This is a genomic window from Tautonia rosea, assembly GCF_012958305.1.
GTDB classification, from domain to species: domain Bacteria; phylum Planctomycetota; class Planctomycetia; order Isosphaerales; family Isosphaeraceae; genus Tautonia; species Tautonia rosea.
The window spans coordinates 143,832-162,283 of record NZ_JABBYO010000011.1 but is presented as its reverse complement, the minus strand read 5'-3'; the positions used below and the strand labels follow the sequence as shown (position 1 = coordinate 162,283).

Sequence of the window (18,452 nt, the reverse complement as noted above, 5' to 3'; positions counted from 1 at the left end):
GAGAAGGAGTGGGAGCGATCGCACCATGACGAGCTCTCGATCGAATGATCGCTCTCGACGCATTGATTCGAACTACGCCGCCGCGCGTGTGGGAGATCCCGAGGCCCTGGCCGGCCTGCTCGAATCGATGCGAGCCGAGCTGGTCCGGATCGCCAGGCGGGGGCTCCCGCCGTTGCTGCGGGCGAAGGTCGGCGCGTCGGACATCGTCCAGCAGGCGATGGTCGATACGGTCCGCCAGCTCGACCAGTTTCGGGGCCGTACCCGGGGCCAGTGGCGCGCCTGGATCCTGGTAATCCTCCGTAACCGTCTGGCGATGGTTCGCCGATCTTATCTCGACGTCGAAAAGCGGCGAGTCGACCGCGAGGTTCCCCTCGGAGAACCCGACCCGGCCGGGGGCGACCTCCCCCCCGAGCTGGTCCATCCCAGCAGCTCCCCTGCCTCGAAGGCCATGCGAGCCGAGCTGGAGGCGATACTCCTGGAGGTCCTCGACCGGCTGCCGGTGTCCGACCGCGACCTTGTCCGCTGGCATCACGAGGAGCGCCAGACCTTCGAGCAGATCGCCGATCGGCTGGGGATCTCGGCCGAAGCGGCCCGCAAGCGCTGGGGCCGGGCGATGATCCGGCTCCGAGAGGCCCTGGAGGGCAGGCCATGACCCCCCGTGAGGACCCTTCGCCCGTCGATCCCCGCATCCTTGCCGCCCTGCTCGCCGAGGATGCCGCGATGGCCCGCTCCGGCCGCCTCGACGACGCGACCGGCGGCCAGGAGTACGGTGACCTCTCGACCCTGGAGGAAGATCTTGCGGCCCTGGAGGAAATCGACGCCCTGCTCCGATGTCTCTCCCTGGTCGAGCAGGTCTGGCCCCGGGGCGATCGGGACCGCGACCGGGACCGAGACGACGAGGGGCAGGGGGGAGAGAATGCCCCGGCCGTGCCCCGGACGATCGGCCGCTTTGCGATTCGGGGAGAGGTGGGCCGGGGCGGGTTCGGCATCGTCTTCGAGGCGTTCGACTCTCGGATCGGTCGCGCGGTGGCCTTGAAGGTGCCGGCGATTGCGGCCCTGGGCCTCCCGGAACCGAGGCAGCGGTTCCTCCGCGAGGCCCGAGCCGCCGGCGGCCTGGACCACCCGAATATCGTCCCGGTCTTCGAGGCCGGCCGGGCGGGGTCGTCCTGCTACATCGCCTCGGCCCTCTGCCGAGGACCGAATCTTTCGGCCTGGCTGCAGAGCCGAGACGGCCCGATTACGCCTCGGAAGGCGGCGGCGATCGCCCTGGCTCTGGCCGATGCGGTGCAACACGCCCACGAGCGCGGCATCCTGCACCGCGACTTGAAGCCGTCGAACGTCCTGCTCTGGCCCGAGGCGAGCGGGGACGGCGTCGCCGGGCTCGGCTTCGTTCCGAAGCTGACCGACTTCGGTCTGGCCCGGATCGTCGAGGAGGCCGGCGACGAGACCGGCAGCGGCGTCCCGATCGGCTCGCCCCCCTACATGGCCCCCGAGCAGGCCGCCGGGCGCAACCGCGAAGTCGGTCCGGCCAGCGACGTCTACGGCCTGGGTGCGATCCTCTACGAGCTGCTTACCGGCCGGCCGCCGTTCCGGGGGGAGTCGAACCCCGAGACGATTCGGATGGTCCTGGAGCAGGAGGTCGTTGCGCCCCGGTCGCTTCGGCCGGGGCTTCCGAAAGACCTGGAGACGATCACCCTGGCCTGCCTGGCCAAGGAGCCCTGGCGACGCTACGCTTCGGCCGCTGCCCTGGCCGATGATCTCCGCCGCTTCCTTGACGGCCGGCCGATCCTCGCCCGCCGCGCCTCGGTCCCCGAACGGGCCTGGAAAGCCACCCGGCGCCATCCCTGGCGCGCCGCGGCGATCGGGCTTCTGGTGGCGGCGATCGTCGGTGTCTCGGCCTCGAACTCCCGGCTCCGCGCCGAACGCGACCGGGCCGACCGCAACTCCGTCGAGGCCCAGGACAATGCGGCCGAGTCCCTCCGGAACGCCGAGCGTGCCCGCCTCGCCGCCGCAGAGGCCGACGCCCAGCGCATTGAGGCCGACGCCCAGCGCCGCTTGGCCCGTCGCCACCTGCTCGCGGCCCTCCTCCGCCAGACCAGAGATGCGCTCGGTCAAGAGCAGACCGAGCGTGCCCAGGAGATCCTCGACGAGGTCGCCGCTGTCGGCGGCCCCACGTCTGAACCCGGCTTCGACTTCGTCGCCAACTACCTCGCCCACACGGCCCGCCGCGAGTTCGAGGTGTTCCGCGGCCACGACGCCGACCTTGCCTCCCTCTCCATCGACGCCGACGGCCGGATTGTCACGATCGACCGCCAGGGTGTCCTGATTACCCGCGACCCGATCGCCGGTCGCTCGACCGGCCGCACGATGTTCGACATCGGCCGATGGCTCTTCACGACGCCGATCCCCATCGGCCACGGGCTCCTTGCCATCCGCGAGGGAGTGGAGCCGGTGGGGGGCAATCTCTTGCACTTCTACCCCCTGGGTTTCTATGAGATCGCCACTGGCCGCCGCGTCGCACGGCTCGACGCCAGGGACGGTCAGTTCATCACCAACGTCCTCCCCCTCTGCGGGGGGGAACGCCTGCTCGTCGTCTCGGTGGACGAGGGCTGGAAGCCCAGCGCCTTGGTGCTCGGCCTCGATCCGGACGGCGCGGAGCCCCTGGTCGAGATCGCCGACCTTGGCCCGATCGAGGGCCTCGGGACCGCTCCCGACATTGATCGGTACGTCATCCTCACCGACGGCCTGCTCCGAACCCACGATGCCCGCACCGACGCGATCCTGCGCGAGGTGGCCGTGGCGCACGGTGGGACGCGCGTGTATCGGCTTGATCTGAGCCCCGACGGACGCCTTGCCTTGATCGGGGCCCTCGACGCCCCGAACCTCCTCGTCGAGACGGAGACCGGCGCGATTGTCGGCGAGTTCCCCATCCAGGAGGTCGCCGATCCGGTGCGCTTCGACCCCTCGGGCCGGACGCTCGCGGTCGTCGATCACCCGACCGGCCGCGTCTTCCTCTGGGATCGCCCCGACGGCGAGCCCCGGCTCCGGGTGCTCCTCGACCCCGAGCCGTCCGATACGCCCTACCTCTTCCCGCTGGCCTTCAGCCCCGACGGCTCCCGGATCGCCCTCGCCCCTCGAGAGGGGCAGGGCGCCTTCTCCCGCCTGGAAATCCGCGAGGTCGCCACCGGAGAGGTCGTCGCCACCTTCCCCGGCGGCCCGGTCCGGTCGGATTTCCTCACCTTCGCACCCGACGGCCGGTCGCTGCTGTTCCAGGCCGGCCGCGACCTGATCCGCTGGCACTTCGACCCACCTCCCGAGGCCCCCGGCCCGGCCGGGCACGAGGACGAGGCCTGGGCCGTCGCCTTCAGCCCCGACGGCCGATGGCTCGCCACCGGGGCCGATGAGCCGGATGACCCGAGGCCGCTGCGCCTCTGGGAGGTCGCCACCGGCCACGAGGCCCTCGGCTGGAAGGCCCATCCCTCCACCGTCTCGGCCCTGGCCTTCAGCCCCGATAGCCGGCTGCTCGCCTCAAGCGCGCTCCGCGAAGACGCGAATCTGCGGGTCTGGGAGGCGGCTACCGGACGCCTCGTCGCCGACGTGCCGGGCCACTCGGCCAAGGTCCGCACCGTTGGCTTCAGCCCCGACGGCCGCTTGCTGATCTCGGCGAGCGACGACGGCACGGCCCGCGTCTGGGACACAAGTACCTGGGCCTGCCGACTCGTCCTTGAAGGCCAGGCGACGCCCGGCCGCGTGATCGCAGCGGTGCTGCCCGACGGTGAGACGATCGCAACCGCGTCTCTCGACCGGCGGCTCAGGCTCTGGAACGCGGACGAGGGTCGCGAGCTGCGGTCGATCGAGCTGCCCTTCGAGCCGCTGGCGATGGCCACCTCGCCCGACGGCTCGACCCTGGCCGTGGCCAGCAACGATGGCCACCTGCTGCTGGTTGATCCGAGCACCGGCGAACTCGTCCGGACGATCCGCGATCTCGACGGCGAGCTCCGCGCCGTTGCCTTCTCTCCCGATGGCTCCCTCGTCGCCGCCGCTGGCAGCGCTCGCACCGTCCGCCTTTGGGACCCCGTCACCGGCCAGTCGTTGCTCACCCTCGACGGGCCTCGCGATCAGATCAACGGCCTGGCCTTCTCTCCCGATGGTTCCTCCCTGACCTGCACCGTCCACGACGGCTCCGTGTTCCTCTGGCGTACCGAAGGGCCGGGGGGCACCACGCCCTGACCACTGGAATAGCTCCGCCGGCGTCGTTCCGTCCGTCCCCCGCCTGTTGAACGATTTTCAGGCTGGCTCGGGATCACGAAGACCCTCGATGACCTCTCGCCAGAAGCCGGGTATGCCGCGATAGGCCGCCTCGTAGGTCGGTTCCAGGGGGACGTTAACATACCTCCCCGAATCGAGAAACACGGGCATGTCGATCAGGGGCATCCCCACGGCAACCGGTTCCACGAAGGCTTCGGCGAGCCGCGTTGGCCCCGCGGCCACATACGAGGCGAGGCTCAAGGGGGCCTCGGGGTCGAGTTCGTCTGGCGCTCCAGCAAAGTCCGACCCGACCGCGCCATGCAGCCCGGTCGGGTCGTGCCGACCGGGGGGGATGAGGTCGATCAGGAGGACATGCACCCCCGCCTTCAGCGCCGAGACGATCTTCTCGGAGAACTCCTCGACCGACGAACTGCGGTCCTTGTTCGCGGGCGAGGCGATCTCGACCAGGGCCACCAGCCGGTGCCCGCTGGTGTGGCGAATGGCGATCGACTTCCGTTCGGCCCGATAGGTCGCCGAGGGAGGGGGGATCAGCCGTCGCCGCGTTCGAGGAGGGGCGACCGCGACGGCAATCGCCCCCTGCTCGGGAGGATCGACCGTCTTCGAGCCCGGCGCCTGGAGAGTCAGGATGTCGGCGATCATCGTCCCGGCATGTTGCTCGGCCAGGGCATAGAACCCTTCCGGGAGGCACTGGTTGAGGGCCTCCATCAGACGACCAATCCAATTTGTATGAAAGGCGTGGAACGTCCCCGCACCGACGCGAGTTCAGTCGTGTACCGGCATGATCCGATTCTCCTGCAAAGGCCAACGCACGGCCCGATGACCTTGATTCTATCGGTTCGAGTCGGTCGGACGCGAGCGAAGAGCCGATCGACCTTCACCATCGACTTGCTCCGCGCAGAGACCGGGCCATTGGTCGATCGGCCTCCGGGCGGATGACCCATCTGGCGATCCGACCCGTTGTTATGGTAAGACATCCTCCCAAAGGTCGCGCGGCTGCGCGGGCGGGTCTTCGACCGCGCGCGACGAACATAGATGAACACCATCGCGACCGCATCCCACCGTTTCGTGCACCTTGCTGCCAGACTCCGACTGAGAGAGAAGGACACCCGCCCATGCCGGCGACGATGTATTACGACCAGGACGCCGACCTTGGCCTGCTCAAAGGCAAGACGATCAGCATTATCGGCTACGGCAGTCAGGGACACGCCCACGCCCAGAACCTGAGAGACTCGGGCTGCACCGTCGTCGTCGGGCAGCGGCCGGGCTCGAAGAACTACGAACTGGCCGTCTCGCATGGCTTCTCGCCCGTCTCGGCCGCCGAGGCCGCCGAGGCCGGCGACCTCGTCAATCTCCTCCTGCCCGACGAGGTCCAGGCCGACGTCTACAACCGTGACATCAAGGGGAACCTCAAGGCGGGCAACTTGCTTCTCTGCTCGCACGGGTTCAACATCCACTTCGGCCAGGTCGAGCCCCCTTCGGGAGTCGATAGCGCCCTGGTCGCCCCGAAAGGCCCCGGCCACCTCGTCCGCAGTGAGTTCGAAAAAGGGGGCGGCGTTCCCTGTCTGATCGCCACCGGCGACGGCTGCTCCGAAGCAGGCAAGGCCCTGGCCCTGGCCTACGCCAAGGGGATCGGCGGCACTCGCGGCGGCGTCCTCGAAACCACCTTCGCCGAGGAAACCGAGACCGACCTGTTCGGCGAGCAGGTTGTGCTCTGCGGCGGCGTCTCCGCCCTGGTGAAGATGGGCTTCGAAACCCTCGTCGAGGCTGGCTACCAGCCCGAGAGCGCCTACTTCGAGTGCCTCCATGAGCTGAAGCTCATCGTCGACCTGATGTACCAGGGCGGCCTCAACTACATGCGCTACAGCATCTCCAACACCGCCGAGTACGGCGACTACACCCGAGGCCCCCGGATCATCACCGAGGAGACTCGTAAAGAGATGAAGAAGATCCTCCACGAGATCCAGACCGGCCAGTTCGCCCGCGAGTGGATCCTGGAGAACCGCGCCGGCCAGCCCGGTTTCAAGGCCACCCGCCGCGTCGAACGCGAGCACCCGGTCGAAGAGGTCGGCAAGCGCCTCCGCAGCCTCATGACCTGGATCGACTCGAAGTCCGTTTGAGCGTCGAGTTGACCCGCTCAGGCCGCCCTCCCGATCGAAGCCAGGGAGGGCGGAGTCGCGGTGCCTTCACTCTCGGGGAGCGCGTGCCGATGATCTGTGTCGCCGTCACCTACGTTGTCAAGGAAGGCCGCGAGCAAGACGCCATCGCCTACTTCCGCGACCTGATTCCCGCCACCCGGGCCGAACCCGGTTGCCGGATGTACCTCGTCCACCGCTCCACCACCGACCCCCGCCGCTTCTTCCTCTACGAACAGTACGACGACCAGGCCGCCCTTGACGCCCACCGCGCCGCCCTGCACTTCGCCCAGTACGTCACAAACGGCCTGATTCCTTTGCTTGAGAGCCGCACCCCTGAGCTGTACGAACCGCTTGAGGTGTGAATCGCTCGTCAGGGGCCGACCCGCCGGCCCCTGAAGTCTGGCCAGGTGACGACTTAGCGCACCACCTCGGGTCGGGCTCGGTCCCCCTCGATCACCGTCGGCAATCGCCAGACGCGCGAGCCGTCCCGGTCGGTGAAGTAGAGCGACGAGGGGGACGGTTCCCAGGCGCTGCCGTCGGCCCAGAGGCCATAGTACTCCGGATGAGCATTCACCGGACGCCGCACATACGTGTGATTGAACGCGCTGCCGCTCGTGAGGATCTTGATCCGATTCCAGGTCGCTCCCTGATCCGTACTCGTCCACATGACGATCTCTCCTCCCGTGCCGAAGGGCTGCGGGCCGGGGTCGGTCGGGGCGATGAGCCGCCAGGTTCCGTCAGCTTCAACGTAAAGGGAGCCGAAATCGTAGTTGTGATCCGAGGTCGTGACGGGCCGGATCTCCCAGTTCGAGCCGGTCCATCGAGCCGTTTGCCAGATTCTCGGGCCGTTGTCGGGGCCGGACTCGTATCCGAGTGTCGTCAGGTAGAGGAGAATCGGGCGGCCCTCGGCATCGAATTGCAGATCTTTCAAATAGACGAGTAGATTCTCCGATTCGTAATCATGTACCAATGCAGAATGATCGCGGTCGGTCATCGGCGTCTCGACGGGCGATCCGTCTACGGTGGTCCACGTCGTACCGGCGTCGTCGGTCTGCACGTAATAGAGGTTCGTCCGGGCGTTCAGGCCCACGGGCTCGGGGTGATAGTTGAAGGCGGTGCCGACGGTCTTGCCGTGCCTCCAGCTCACCTGGTAGTGCCCCTTGGCCATGCTCGCAAGCGGTTGGGGTTCCGACCACTCCCGGCCGTTGGGGCTAGTCATCCAGTGCAGGATGCGTCGGCCCTCTTGATACCGCGTGTGCAGAAAGAGGAACCCCTCCCCCTTGCCGAGAAACCAGGGTTGGCCGTACGAGAAATTCGTCTCGCTGACGAGTTCGAATGCGTCGATGTCATACGGTTTGACGCTTCGATGCACGAACGCCGGCCTTCCCGTGCCGTGGGCGTTCGAGAAGACCCAGAGATGCCCCTCGTCGTCGAGGCTCAGCACCGGGTTGTCGTGTGCATCGGTTGTGTTCTTGTCGAGCAGGATCGTCGGCCGCGGGACCGTTTCACTTGCGTGATCATACGCGCCGACCATGATGAAGAGGCGGTTCTCATCGGCTGGGCGGCCGCCAAAGACGAAGAAGGTCGTCTTGACTTCCTCGGCATAAATCGCAATCGGAATGTGTTGTTGTGGATACGTGGCGAATCCTCCACTGTATTTGTACTTGTATTCATCATTCGACGGCTGGTTGGAGTACCAGATGCCCCGGTATCCGTCCGCCTTGGGGAACGCTCCCGGCTCATCCTGCCCGATTCCGTCCGCCACCATCACCGCCAGCACCAGCACCGCTCCCGTCACCAGTCGTCGGGCCAACCGCATGGATCTTCTCCTATTCTCCGATTAATCAGTGTTTCATCTCTGTTTCATCCGTGGCTCATGATCGCTGTTCTCTCTCTCCATGTCTGCCCCCGCCCCAATCGCCCGGGGCGGGGGTGGCTCGTCCGATTTCAGTCCTCCTTGGTCTGCTGCGAGAGCAAATAGGCGATGAGCTCGTGGAACTCCTCTTCCGGAATTCGCTCGGCGAAGTTCGCGGGCATGGGAGAGAGTGACGAGGTTGTCCGCTCCTCGACCTCATCAACTGCAATGCGCTGGGACTTCCCCTCTGCATCGGCCAGGACCAGCACGTCCCCTTCTTCGGCCAGCAACAGACCGGTCAAGATGCGGCCGTCGCTCAGGCCAAGCGTCGTGGCGCGGAACGCCTGATCCACATTCAAGTTCGGGTTGAGGATGTCCTCCAACACACGGAGCGGACCTCGGATACCCACGCCATCGAGCTGCGGCCCGACTTCGGCTCCTTCACTGCCGATCTTGTGGCACCCCGCGCAGTACTCGGTAAAGACCGCGCGGCCGGCTTCGGCATCGGGCTTCGATTCCAGGGATGCAAACCGCGCGAATCGTTCATCGATGAACTGCCTGAGCCCCTCGTCGGCTGGCGGCAGGCCAGCGGTCAGGGTCTCAATCCGCGAGGCCATCGCCTCAACTCCCGCGTTGGTCATCCGGATTTGGACCCCAGGCTCCCGGAGCAGTTCGGCAGGGGCCCGACCTTCCTCGACGCACTTCAACAACGCCTCGGCGCCGTTCCGGGTGGCCGACAGGGTCACGGCGATCGTTCGTTGCAGACGGCTCGGTGCGATCGCCAGCACCTCTAGCAAGACGCCGTCCGACTCGGGCCGTCCGGTCCGTCCAAGGGCCTCAGCCGCCCGATCGCGGATCGAAGGAGTTTCATCTGCTGATCCAAGCAGTCTGGACAGTGGTCCGACCGCTCCGACCGGATCAATCGACGTCCTTGCATCGATCGCGGCCAGCCGCAGGGGTTCCGTGGTGTTCCGATCGATCAGGATCGATTCAAGCGTCTCGGCCTTCGCACCGAGTCGCAGCGTGCCCGTCACCTCGATCCCGTCGATCCGGTCACGGTCCTCGGTTGATGCGAGCAAAGCGCCGGCCACCTCCTCCGCCCAGGATCGCGACAACTCGTCGAGCCGGTTTCCACGTGCCTGCACGCCTCGATGAACCGCTCGTAACAGTGCGAGACTTTGTCGCAAGTCCCCGTCCGAGGCCGACCGGGCATACTCCCTTGCATCCGACTGCGACGATTCCCCGCCGTATCGGGCGACGTGCTCAACGAAGCGCGACACATCACCCACCGCTTTCGGGTTCGCTCGCAGGTGACCGAGCAGGAACGATGCGGCTTCGACGGTTGGCACTCCGAGCGCCACCTCGGCCAGCTTCGACTCATCGGCCTCCGTCAACGGATCGGGGAGGCTGGCCCAGGCATTCGCCGATCGAAGCTGATCGCGCAAGGCCATCCGCACCACGTGAACCAGATGCGTATCGGCCGGATCGGCCGCGCTCCAGGCGTCGAGCAGTGAGGCGATCTGCGACGGGTCCGGATGCCGTCCCATGGCATCGGCGGCGGCGCGGCGGACGAACGGATCGGAATCAGCCAGAAGGTCATCCACCGCGGCACGCTGGTCCTCGTCCCACGCCGATCGCTCAGCCAGGATCTTGACGGCGTGCGTGCGGACGGCACGGTCTTCATCGGCCAGGGCTGCCGCGAGCCGATCCTCTGGCAGCGCCCCGCGACGATCGAGTGCCCAGAGGGCATGCACCCGCCGTTCAGCCGACCCATCATCGGCTGAGGCCGTGAGCAAGGCTGGAACGATCGCCTCCCCGTCAGCCCGATTGGCCAGTTCATCCGTTGCCCGTAATCGGACCTTCAGATTCGGGTGGGCCAGGTCATTGATCAGGTCGGCCACGCTTGCCGCTCCCCAGTCGGCTCGGGGCATGGTCGGCGGAGGATTCGATCCATCCTCGCCGACGTAGATGATGCGCCAGATCCGACCACGGTCTCGATCGCGGCCAGGATGAGTCAACGGAACTTCATAATGGCCGATAATACGGTTGTAGAAATCGGCAATGTAAAGTGCCCCGTCCGGGCCGAGTTTGATGTCGACCGGCCGGAACCACGGGTCATCACTGATGATGAAGTCGGGCTGCTCGATCGCTGTCGGGCTCGATCCGGCCCAGGAGATGCGGTCGTGGTTGACGCGAGCTGTCACCGGGTTGCCGACGAAGATCGTTCCGCGCCACTCCTCGGGGAAATGATCGGCTTCGTAGTACGTGATCCCTGCAATTCCTGTCGATCCGTGCAAGTGTTGCATCACCGCCGGGCCGAATCCGAGGCCATCGTGCGGCTTGCCGAAGCTCGGGTAGTAGGCCCCTCGCAAGAGGTGGTAGATCGGCAAGGTGTGGCAGTCGCACGACCAGAGGTTCCCCAGCGAGTCAAGCGTTAGACCGAACGGGTTGACCTGGCCCCAGGTCCACTGCTCAATCGCCGAGCCATCAGGGCGGAACCGATAGGTGTTGCCCGACTGCATCGTAATTGCCTCGCCGTCCTTCGCCTCAACGGTCGAGGTGTTCGAGAAGCCATGACAGGCATAGATCCAGCCGTCGAACCCGAGGGTAAACGCGTTGGTCATGCCGTGCGTATCCTGAAACCCATACTCGCGCAAGACGACTTCACGATCATCGGCCTTGCCGTCGCCGTCGGTGTCGGTCAGGCGGAGGATGTGCGGGATGCTATGAACCAAGGCCTCCTTCGACGAGAGCGGCAAGAGGCCAATCGGGATCGTCAGGTCCTCGGCAAACTGCGTGACCGACCGTGCCCGGCCATCAGGGCCGAAATTGCTGAGGATCGTCACGCGGTCGCGTCCTGGAGTTCCGTCCTCGGGAGGGAACGGATACTCAATCGACGATGTAACCCAGAGCCGCCCCTGCTCGTCGAAGGCAAGGTTCATGGGTTTGTAGATATCAGGTTCCGAGGCGACGAGCTGAATCTCGAAGCCGGGAGGCAATCGGAGCGCCTTCCGCTCCTCCTCGGGCGTCTTTGGGTCGGTCTCGGCGACGAGGTCCTGGGCCATTCCGGCCCCCGGTGCGATCAGCACCCCCAGGACAAGGGCCGCGGCGGTCGCGAGCAGTCGCATCAATCTCCGGCTCCGGTTCGATGGTGGTCCGTCGGGCGGTGGGTTTCGGTTGGGTGAGCGATCATTACGGAGGTCAGAGGTCGAACACGCGGAGGCGGCCGACCTCCTGACCGTTAACTTCAATGGGGATGTCCTCCGATTCGGAAACGACCGAGGTCCGTTGATACGTTCCCTGGTTCGGAGTGTCGTATGCTTCGATCCGCCGAGTCTTCAGGTCGCCGATCCAGTACGTGGGAACTTCTTTCCGGGCGAAGTCATCGGCCTGATCCCGGTGCAGCGCAATCGACGAATCGGCGACCTCGACCATCAGAACCAGGTCGGCCGTTGTCGGGAAGTTGTCGGGAACATCCTCCGGTCGACCGCGCAGGACCGCCAGGTGGGGCTCGGGCGTGCTGTGCTCAGTGCACATGGCCACGAGCTGTTGCTGCTGCACGTGAAACGCGGGTGGGATCAGCGATTCCAATGCTCGCCGCGAGCGATCGAGGGTGAGCGAATGCGGGCGGTTCGGGGCCATGCGCCGGGCGAGCCTCCCTTTCCAGAGATAAACCGGTTCCTTCTCGCCGATGGTTCCCGATCGCACCATCGCGCGGAACATCGCCACGGTGATCGGCTGCAGTGGCAGCTCGGCGGAGGTGGTGACCGAAGCGGTCGACGGCATGGCGGCCTGTCCTTCGATGCCTCGCGAGGCGGGTCGAGCGTTCCGAGGTGATCGGTCCGAACGCTCGACCCGTTGACCCATCACGTTCGAGTGTATCGCACCCGGACCGGTCGGACCACCCGCCTTGATGCGCACCCGATTCGGTTACAATGGCATCGAATTGCCCGATCGCTCCCTCGGCTTCGACCGGCGTTCTTCCGTTCCCAGTCTTCCCGTATCCCCACCGGAGCCCGACCATGGCGACTGCCGCCGAAACCACGGTCCAGAACCCCTCGACGTCCGGGGACAATTCCTTGCGAGACGAGCCCGAAGGGCTTTACGAGGTGATTGATGAGCAGTGTGTGGAGAAGCCGCCGATGGGAGCGTTTGAAGCGTGGGTTGCCTCGGTCCTGTTTCGGGGGTTGGTCACACACCCAATGGTGGTCGAACAGGGCCGAGTGGTCAGCGAATTACTGTTCCGGATCGATGCTGAGCAACGGCTCGATCGGCGTCCGGACCTGGCCTTCGTCTCCTTTGATCGCTGGCCTGAGGCACGTCCCGTTCCCCGAGCGGCGGCCTGGGAAGTCGTGCCGGATCTGGCCATCGAGGTGGTGAGCCCGAGCAACAGGACGGCTGACGACCTCCGCGCCGTCGAGGATTACTTCCGGGCCGGCAGTCGTCAGGTCTGGCTCGTCGTGCCGGGAGTCAACCGCGTCTATGTGTTCACATCGCCAACCTCGGTGACGATTCGATCCCTTGGCGACGCACTCGACGGCGGCGACCTGCTCCCTGGCTTCTCCCTGACCTTGCTTGAGCTGTTCGGTGATCCGAACGTGTGAACCCGGCAGGTCGTCGGTTGCTTGCCCCCGCCCTGGATGATCCGACCACGAATGGAGCGACCTTGCCATGATCGACGACCTCTTGCGACGGCTCGGCATTCGCGACGGCCATTCCGGTGCCTGTGCCGGAACCTGGATCGATCGGCCGGCAGGGGAGCCGATCACCTCAATCAACCCTAGCACCGGCGACCCGATCGCATCGGTCGTCTCCGCCTCGATCGCCGATTACGATACTGCTGTCGATCGCGCGATTGACGCGTTCCATCGCTGGCGGACCGTGCCTCCTCCGCATCGTGGCGAGATCGTTCGCCAAATCGGCAATGCCTTGCGCCAGCACAAGGAGGATCTCGGCCTGCTTGTCAGCCTTGAGGTCGGCAAAATCCGATCCGAAGGTCGGGGCGAGGTTCAGGAGATGATCGACATGGCCGATTTCGCCGTCGGCCTTTCCCGGCAGCTTTACGGATTGACGATCGCCACCGAACGTCCCGACCACCGGATGTTCGAGCAATGGCTGCCCCTCGGGCCGGTGGGTATCCTTACCGCCTTCAATTTTCCGGTCGCCGTCTGGGCCTGGAATGCGATGATCGCGGCCGTTTGCGGCAACAGCATGATCTGGAAGCCGTCGCCGCAGGCCCCCCTAACCAGCATTGCCGTGCAACACCTCGTCAATCAGGTGATGGGCCAAACCGAGTATGACGGTGTGTTTGCGCTTGCCATTGGTGGAGCCGAACTGGGCGCCCGGATGGCCGACGACGAGCGATTGCCCCTCGTCTCGGCCACCGGCAGCGTGGCGATGGGCAAGGCGATCGCGCCGAGGATCGCAAGTCGCCTGGGCCGGAGCCTGCTGGAACTAGGTGGCAACAACGCGATCATCGTCACCCCCAAAGCCAACCTCGACCTGGCTCTTCGAGCGGTCGCCTTTGCCGCCGTTGGCACGGCCGGGCAGCGGTGCACGACGTTGAGACGATTGATTATCCACGAATCCATTGCCGAGGGCTTTTTCGATCGCCTGGCCTCAGCCTATCGAAGTTTTCCGATCGGCAACCCTTGCGACGACGAAGCGGTGCTCGTCGGACCGCTGATCAGCGAGGCCGCCGTGAAGGCGATGCTCGACGCTGTCGAAGCCGCGAAGGATCAGGGGGGCGAGGTCGTCTGCGGAGGCCGCCGCGTCGATCGCCCCGGGTTCTTTGTCGAGCCGACCCTCATTCGGGCCAAAGCAGCCATGCCGATCGTCCAGCAGGAAACCTTCGCCCCGATCCTTTATGGAATGACTTACACAGATCTGGATGAGGCCATTGCCCTGCACAACGATGTGGCTGAAGGGCTCTCGTCGGCCATCTTCACCGACGATCTGCGTGAGTCCGAGCGGTTCCTCTCAGCCCAGGGATCGGATTGTGGAATCGCGAATGTGAACATCGGCACTTCGGGTGCCGAGATCGGTGGGGCCTTCGGCGGTGAGAAGGCCACCGGGGGCGGTCGCGAGGCCGGCTCCGACTCGTGGAAAGCCTACATGCGCCGCCAGACCTGCACCGTCAATTTCGGCTCGACGTTGCCCCTGGCTCAAGGGGTCCAGTTCCCGATCACACCGGAAGGCTGACACCGAGCGACAGCCGACACGCGCCAAGGTGCGCGTGTCGACCGCCGATCGGCCGCCTTTTGAGACGACTTACCGGGAGGGCTGTTGCCCCCTGCCGGTCATCTGCTCCCACGGCACGTTCTCGAACATCGCCGCGGGAGCCCCCTGCGAGGGATCGGTCTGAGGCACCGGGGGAGGCCCGCCGGACATTGACAGAACGCGGTTCCGCATCTCGGCCAGCTTCGGGTAGATGGAATTGAGGTAGAGGGCCTGTTCGTCCGGGCCTTCCGCCTTGCCGAACTGAAGGTTGTGCACCTGCAAGAACGTGAGCGCGTTCGTCAGTGGAACTTCCTTCACGTCCCGAGCACGTTCCAGTTGGTCCCGAAAATCGAGCTTCCGGGTCATCTGGAGCAGGCCCACGTGCGCTTTCAGATACCGTTCCGCCGCGGCAAAATCAGGCCCTCGCAGCTGAGCTTTCGCCGCCGATCGCATCTGTTCGAGCAGGGCGATGGCCTGATCGAACGCCTCGTCCGGGACTGGTTCCCCGTCAGGACGCTCTCGGACTTCCTCAACCAAGGCAGTGTAGCGCTTCCGAAGGGTATCGAAGGGCTCTCCGCGAAGCACGCCCGGCCATTGATCCTCGCCTGCCAGCCGAGCGATGGAAACCACCACCCCCTGGGCCGCCGAGTTCAGGGGAATCTTCCGCACCTCGTCACCGCTCAGGGTCAGGTCGGCACCGGCGCTGTGCAAGAGGTCGTAGGGGATCTTTGGGTTCGAGAGCCATCGATAGAGTGCATTGACGGCATCGCCACTCGTGATATCCGCCGGCGTCGGATTGTTCAAATGGCGGTCCTGGATCTCGCGGCCTGCCTCGCGCGTGCGAGCCTCCCGCGCGGCCACCTTCTGATAGTATTGCTGTTCGTGAATCTGCTCTGACTCGTAAAGATATTCATTCAGGTTCATGTTGGTCTGGGTGTTGATCGCACGAGCCTCGGCGGTCTGCTCGTTGTAGATCCCCGCGCCGGCGGCATAGGCACCCATTCCACGCGCTCGGTCGCCTCCGACCGTGGTCGACCCCCAACCATTCCACCCGTACATGCCGTACTGGGCATGGGCGAGCGAAGCCGTCATCAGGCTCATCAGCCCGGCAAGAGCCAGTCTTCGTAAATCAGAAGTCATAATTAAAGATCCTCTCTGTCAGAACAATGAACCGCTCAGGCTCCACGCCTCAGCCGCTTCGTTCGTCTCGACGCTCGATTTTCAACGGACGACCCGAACTCGGGCCATTCCGTTCAGAATCTCGGTTCCGCCATCATACGGAATTGTGATGGAGGCGGTGCATGATTTCTCTGGTCAATGGATCTGGGTATGTTTTGGCCCCTCGCCCGGGGGCTCAGGGGTTGGAGGGGGCTCCCCCTTGCGGTGTATTCTCCGGCGAGGACGGTGGCATGCGGACCAGCGTGACCTGGATCGGTTGGGCCTCCTGATCGTGGATCAGCATGGTGGTTTCGTCCTTGGTCAGATTGGCGATGCCGACGTCGAAGACGGGTGTCGGTTGATCTCCGATCGACCAGGCCGCCCGATACGTGGTGTTGTCGACTGCGCCGGCGATGGGAATCACCGTGTCGTCGATCGCGTTGTAATAGTTGCCCCGGAGGACTCCCTGCGGATTGATGGCGAGCTGGAAGAACTCGTTGGGAGGGGCGTCATCGGGCGGGGCGATGCCGAACACGCCGATCGGTTGCCACGCGGCGTTCGGATCGGCCGGAGCCGCGCTGCCGCTCGCAGCCAGTTCCGACGCCTGATCGGCATACTGCTCGGGAGTTCCCGCGACGTTGCCGTCGATGTACATCGCGTCGCCCTGGTAGACGACATTGCCGCCATAGTCGTAGTAGGCCGGCTGAGCCGGGTAGCCGCAGTAGGTGGCCAGGGTCGCCCAGTTCAGGGTGGCTGCGGTTGCCATGGCGGCCGGGGCGACCCAGGCGTTGGGATACCCGACCATCCAGTTCGGCGTGAAGTAAGGGGCTCCCACATAGGCCCGCCGAGCATAGTCACCCCGCGCCGCCAGGTCTCCGGACGACGCATAGTAGGTGCCTCGCGATCGGCCGACGGTCCCGTACTCGTTGCCCGCGATGGCCCCCCGAGACCCTCCCGCGATCGTCCCCTCGGGGCCGGTCGCAAATCCGGCGCGGCTTCCCGAGGCGATGGTGCCCCGCTCTCCGCTGGCGACACCGGCGCGCTCCGTTCCGCCAAACGCTCCCTCGGGGCCGACTCCGGCCACTCCTCGCGAGCCACCATAGGCGGTCCCGCGATCTCCGGTCACTGACCCGACATTCGAACGGCCGGCGACGGCATTGCCGCCGGGGCCGGAGACCCCTCCGACCCGGCCATAGTTCGTGTAGTCTCGCCCTCCAGCCGTGGTGCCCTGGATGCCGTAGGCACCTCTCCCCGCCGAGACGCCGCCGGGTCCCGTCCCTCCGGCTCCCACGCCGCCGTAATCAATCGTGCCGCCTCGGTTCGTGGTGTAGCTGCCCGATCCCGATCCCGTCTGGAACTGGCCTCCTCTGGGCCCGGTCGTGCTTCGGGAGGTTGCCTGCCCTGTTCCAGAACCGCCAAACGGACCGGTTGCGGCGGTTCCTCGGCTCATGGACTGGCTTGACGTGGGCAAGCCGCCGCCGAATCCTCCCCGCTGGGGCGATCCGCCCCCCTGGGGCATCCCGCCGCGTTGTGACATGCCTCCGCCGCTGAACCCACCACCGCCGCGTTGGGGCATCCCTCCGCCACTGAACCCGCCGCCGCCGCGTTGCGACATGCCTCCGCCGCCGCCCCTCATTCCGCCTCCGCCTCCGCCGCGCATCCCGCCGCCACCTCGGCCGCGTTGGGCCTGGACCTCGGCGGTCACGAACAGAAGGCAGAGTGTGATCACAGAGAGTCTTGAGATGAATCGTCTCATGATGGCCCGTTCCTGGTGTGTGGTGTCTCGGAGTTGATCAACGTCGAGGGATGCTGGCGGAACGGATCACGGCTTCGGGGGCACGCGAGAGACCCTGACCGGCGGCATATCCGGCAGTTCTTGCTCGTCGATCGCGCGACCGACGGACTGGAGGGTAAAGGTGTTCTCGTCGATCCGACGGAGGATGTTGGTCGCCGTCAAGCTGGCCCCGTCGGCGAGGGTCGCCTCGGCCACGAAGACCCAATGGTCCGGATCGTCCTGCTCCCAGTTGGCCTCACCGACCCCTCCTTCGGCCTCGAAGGTCCAGGAGCGAATGCCGCCGGTCGCCGGATCGATCCCGATGATCTGCACGCCATCCAGGGTCCGATCGCCGAATTCCATCGTGAAATGACCGGTCAGAAACGTCTTGGTCGCATTCCAGGCGTATCGGGTCGCGATCTCGGTGCCTGCCGGGTCGGTCGACTTCCACTCCCCCACCAGCCAGTCAAGTTCCTCCAGCGACGGTCCCGTGTCGGTCATCTCGTGGAGCGATGCCAGACGCCACTGGTCCTCCTCTCGGGAGAGCAGGGCAGTGTAAAAGGCTCGGGTCGTCCCGCGAGCATCCTCAAACCGGATCGTCACCCGCCCTTCGTCCACGGCGACGTCCGGGGAGAGAAACCGCAAGGCGTCCGACTGAACCTCGGCCTGAGCCTTGGGAGCTCCTTCGAAAAAGGCGGTAAACCCGGTTTCCAGTGCCTCGCGGCCCCGAATCACCCCTCCCTCCTCGTCAATGTACTCTCCCTGAGCGGTCCAGTGGGCCGCGAGGGCCTTCGGATCCGCAGCATTGAACGCCTTGACAAACGACTCCATCACGGCCCGAACGGCGCCTTGATCGTCGGCTTCCGACGGGCATGCCGAAACCGGGGCGCTCCCCCCACCGCTGACCACGGTGGCCAAGACGAGCGCGAGCACTCTGTTTGATGACTTCATGAGATTCCTCGGCGCACTCAGAGCACGCGATCCGATCGGCTCGGGTTGCTTCGCTCGGAAGTTCGTTCCGGTCGCCTCGACGATCGAGCGG

12 protein-coding genes and 1 pseudogene are annotated in these 18,452 nt (G+C 65.8%); 6 read left to right on the top strand and 7 right to left on the bottom strand.

What is annotated here, in order from left to right; genetic code table 11:
• The first annotated feature begins 25 nt into the window (after window positions 1–25).
• Window positions 26–652, top strand: coding sequence for a sigma-70 family RNA polymerase sigma factor (locus HG800_RS19460; RefSeq protein WP_169978552.1), 627 nt, complete (start codon window positions 26–28; stop codon window positions 650–652).
• Window positions 649–4,230, top strand: a complete 3,582-nt coding sequence (locus HG800_RS19455) for a protein kinase domain-containing protein (RefSeq protein ID WP_169978550.1) — start codon at window positions 649–651, stop codon at window positions 4,228–4,230. The genes HG800_RS19460 and HG800_RS19455 overlap by 4 nt, the downstream gene beginning before the upstream one ends.
• 57 nt (window positions 4,231–4,287) lie before the next feature.
• On the opposite strand, the pseudogene HG800_RS19450 reads toward HG800_RS19455, so the two are convergent.
• Window positions 4,288–4,998 (bottom strand): annotated as a pseudogene (locus HG800_RS19450) (DUF4058 family protein); the annotation flags it as partial.
• 383 nt (window positions 4,999–5,381) lie between these two features.
• Between HG800_RS19450 and ilvC the strand changes: the two are divergent.
• Together ilvC and HG800_RS19440 are read left to right on the top strand one after the other, a co-directional pair.
• Window positions 5,382–6,386, top strand: coding sequence for a ketol-acid reductoisomerase (gene ilvC / locus HG800_RS19445; RefSeq protein WP_169978546.1), 1,005 nt, complete (start codon window positions 5,382–5,384; stop codon window positions 6,384–6,386).
• An 89-nt stretch (window positions 6,387–6,475) separates the two neighbouring features.
• The gene (locus tag HG800_RS19440; protein ID WP_169978544.1) at window positions 6,476–6,766 is read left to right on the top strand and encodes a putative quinol monooxygenase; all 291 of its coding nucleotides are present in this window, start codon (window positions 6,476–6,478) and stop codon (window positions 6,764–6,766) included.
• A 53-nt stretch (window positions 6,767–6,819) separates the two neighbouring features.
• Here HG800_RS19440 and HG800_RS19435 read toward each other — a convergent pair whose 3' ends face one another.
• The 3 genes from HG800_RS19435 to HG800_RS19425 form a co-directional block, all read right to left on the bottom strand.
• Window positions 6,820–8,223: a BNR-4 repeat-containing protein gene (locus tag HG800_RS19435; RefSeq protein WP_169978542.1), complete on the bottom strand. Its 1,404-nt coding sequence runs from the start codon at window positions 8,221–8,223 to the stop codon at window positions 6,820–6,822.
• A 128-nt stretch (window positions 8,224–8,351) separates the two neighbouring features.
• Entirely contained in the window at window positions 8,352–11,387 is a 3,036-nt protein-coding gene (locus tag HG800_RS19430; protein WP_169978540.1) for a PVC-type heme-binding CxxCH protein, read from the bottom strand.
• 73 nt (window positions 11,388–11,460) lie between these two features.
• Window positions 11,461–12,045, bottom strand: coding sequence for a Uma2 family endonuclease (locus HG800_RS19425; RefSeq protein WP_169978538.1), 585 nt, complete (start codon window positions 12,043–12,045; stop codon window positions 11,461–11,463).
• Window positions 12,046–12,281: 236 nt separating this feature from the next.
• On the opposite strand from HG800_RS19425, the gene HG800_RS19420 reads away from it, so the two are divergent.
• Both HG800_RS19420 and amaB read left to right on the top strand, forming a co-directional pair.
• Window positions 12,282–12,863: a Uma2 family endonuclease gene (locus tag HG800_RS19420; protein ID WP_169978536.1), complete on the top strand. Its 582-nt coding sequence runs from the start codon at window positions 12,282–12,284 to the stop codon at window positions 12,861–12,863.
• Between the two features lie 67 nt (window positions 12,864–12,930).
• On the top strand, window positions 12,931–14,460 hold the full coding sequence (gene amaB, locus HG800_RS19415) for an L-piperidine-6-carboxylate dehydrogenase (RefSeq protein WP_169978534.1): 1,530 nt from the start codon (window positions 12,931–12,933) through the stop codon (window positions 14,458–14,460).
• A 69-nt stretch (window positions 14,461–14,529) separates the two neighbouring features.
• On the opposite strand, the gene HG800_RS19410 is transcribed toward amaB, so the two are convergent.
• From HG800_RS19410 to HG800_RS19400, 3 genes are all read right to left on the bottom strand, one after another.
• Window positions 14,530–15,618, bottom strand: a complete 1,089-nt coding sequence (locus tag HG800_RS19410; RefSeq protein WP_169978532.1) for a hypothetical protein — start codon at window positions 15,616–15,618, stop codon at window positions 14,530–14,532.
• Between the two features lie 214 nt (window positions 15,619–15,832).
• Complete coding sequence (locus tag HG800_RS19405) at window positions 15,833–17,392, bottom strand: hypothetical protein (protein WP_169978530.1); 1,560 nt, start codon at window positions 17,390–17,392, stop codon at window positions 15,833–15,835.
• 66 nt (window positions 17,393–17,458) lie between these two features.
• Window positions 17,459–18,361 carry a YybH family protein gene (locus tag HG800_RS19400; protein ID WP_169978528.1) on the bottom strand — a complete coding sequence of 301 codons (903 nt, stop codon included), beginning with the start codon at window positions 18,359–18,361 and terminating at the stop codon, window positions 17,459–17,461.
• Between the last annotated feature and the right edge of the window lie 91 nt (window positions 18,362–18,452).